At 56.6% G+C, this 2,917-nt stretch carries 1 rRNA gene (cut by a window edge); it reads right to left on the bottom strand.

What is annotated here, in order from left to right:
* Positions 1-20: 20 nt before the first annotated feature.
* Positions 21-2,917 (bottom strand): 23S ribosomal RNA (locus HCJ92_RS22170) (it continues 145 nt past the right edge of the window).

The following is a 2,917-nucleotide window of genomic DNA, read 5'->3' on the forward strand; positions in this document are numbered from 1 at the left end:
ACACAGTGGACGCAAGCAACTATGGACAAGCCCTCGGCCTATTAGTACCAGTCAACTCCACCCATTACTGGGCTTCCATATCTGGCCTATCAACCCTGTCGTCTACAGGGAGCCTTACCCCATCAAGTGGGTGGGAGCCCTCATCTCGAAGCAGGCTTCCCGCTTAGATGCTTTCAGCGGTTATCCTTCCCGAACGTAGCCAACCAGCCATGCCCTTGGCAGGACAACTGGCACACCAGAGGTTCGTCCGTCCCGGTCCTCTCGTACTAGGGACAGCCCTTCTCAAGACTCCTACGCGCGCAGCGGATAGGGACCGAACTGTCTCACGACGTTCTAAACCCAGCTCGCGTGCCGCTTTAATGGGCGAACAGCCCAACCCTTGGGACCGACTCCAGCCCCAGGATGCGACGAGCCGACATCGAGGTGCCAAACCATCCCGTCGATACGGACTCTTGGGGAAGATCAGCCTGTTATCCCCGGGGTACCTTTTATCCGTTGAGCGACGGCGCTTCCACAAGCCACCGCCGGATCACTAGTCCCGACTTTCGTCCCTGCTCGACCCGTCAGTCTCACAGTCAAGCTCCCTTGTGCACTTACACTCAACACCTGATTACCAACCAGGCTGAGGGAACCTTTGGGCGCCTCCGTTACTCTTTAGGAGGCAACCGCCCCAGTTAAACTACCCACCAGACACTGTCCCTGATCCGGATCACGGACCCAGGTTAGACATCCAGCACGACCAGAGTGGTATTTCAACAGCGACTCCACACACACTGGCGTGCATGCTTCACAGTCTCCCACCTATCCTACACAAGCCGAACCGAACACCAATATCAAGCTATAGTAAAGGTCCCGGGGTCTTTCCGTCCTGCTGCGCGAAACGAGCATCTTTACTCGTACTGCAATTTCACCGGGCCTATGGTTGAGACAGTCAAGAAGTCGTTACGCCATTCGTGCAGGTCGGAACTTACCCGACAAGGAATTTCGCTACCTTAGGATGGTTATAGTTACCACCGCCGTTTACTGGCGCTTAAGTTCTCAGCTTCGCCAGAACGAATCCTGACTAACCGGTCCCCTTAACGTTCCAGCACCGGGCAGGCGTCAGTCCGTATACATCGCCTTACGGCTTCGCACGGACCTGTGTTTTTAGTAAACAGTCGCTTCTCGCTGGTCTCTGCGGCCACCCCCAGCTCAAGGCGCAAAGCCCATCACCAGACGTGGCCCCCCTTCTCCCGAAGTTACGGGGGCATTTTGCCGAGTTCCTTAACCATAGTTCACCCGAACGCCTCGGTATTCTCTACCTGACTACCTGAGTCGGTTTAGGGTACGGGCCGCCATGAAACTCGCTAGAGGCTTTTCTCGACAGCATAGGATCATCCACTTCACCACAATCGGCTCGGCATCAGGTCTCAGGCACAAGAGAAGCGGATTTACCTACTCCTCGCCCTACACCCTTACCCCGGGACTACCACCGCCCGGGATGGACTACCTTCCTGCGTCACCCCATCACTCACCTACTACCAGCTCGGGTCACCGGCTCCACCACACCCACACCCGTCAAAGACGGGAAGCAGGGGGCTTCACGGGCTTAGCATCACCAGATTCAGCGTTGGCGCTTCAAAGCGGGTACCGGAATATCAACCGGTTGTCCATCGACTACGCCTGTCGGCCTCGCCTTAGGTCCCGACTTACCCTGGGCAGATCAGCTTGACCCAGGAACCCTTAGTCAATCGGCGCACACGTTTCTCACGTGTGTATCGCTACTCATGCCTGCATTCTCACTCGTGAACCGTCCACAACTCGTTTCCACGGCTGCTTCACCCGGCACACGACGCTCCCCTACCCATCCGAACCCCCGTTGGAGGTATATGTTCGAATGACACGACTTCGGCGGTGTACTTGAGCCCCGCTACATTGTCGGCGCAGAATCACTAGACCAGTGAGCTATTACGCACTCTTTCAAGGGTGGCTGCTTCTAAGCCAACCTCCTGGTTGTCTCTGCGACTCCACATCCTTTCCCACTTAGCACACGCTTAGGGGCCTTAGTCGATGCTCTGGGCTGTTTCCCTCTCGACCATGGAGCTTATCCCCCACAGTCTCACTGCCGTGCTCTCACTTACCGGCATTCGGAGTTTGGCTAAGGTCAGTAACCCGGTAAGGCCCATCGCCTATCCAGTGCTCTACCTCCGGTAAGAAACACACGACGCTGCACCTAAATGCATTTCGGGGAGAACCAGCTATCACGGAGTTTGATTGGCCTTTCACCCCTAACCACAGGTCATCCCCCAGATTTTCAACTCTGGTGGGTTCGGGCCTCCACGACCTCTTACAGCCGCTTCACCCTGCCCATGGCTAGATCACTCCGCTTCGGGTCTTGAGCATGCTACTGAACGCCCTATTCGGACTCGCTTTCGCTACGGCTCCCCCACACGGGTTAACCTCGCAACATACCGCAAACTCGCAGGCTCATTCTTCAAAAGGCACGCAGTCACGACACAGCAGGACAAGCCCACTGTGCGACGCTCCCACGGCTTGTAGGCACACGGTTTCAGGTACTATTTCACTCCGCTCCCGCGGTACTTTTCACCATTCCCTCACGGTACTATCCGCTATCGGTCACCAGGGAATATTTAGGCTTAACGGGTGGTCCCGCCAGATTCACACAGGATTTCTCGGGCCCTGTGCTACTTGGGTGGCTCCCAAACGAGCCATTGCAGTTTCAGCTACGGGGGTCTTACCCTCTACGCCGGGCCTTTCGCATGCCCTTCGCCTACCACAATGGTTTATAACTCGTCCAGCCGCCGGCAGACGACTGAAGGAAACTCCCACGACCCCGTATGCGCAACCCCTGCCGGGTATCACACACATACGGTTTAGCCTCATCCGGTTTCGCTCGCCACTACTCCCGGAATCACGG

Origin of the sequence: Streptomyces spiramenti (assembly GCF_012034385.1) — a bacterium.
Classification (GTDB): domain Bacteria; phylum Actinomycetota; class Actinomycetes; order Streptomycetales; family Streptomycetaceae; genus Streptomyces; species Streptomyces spiramenti.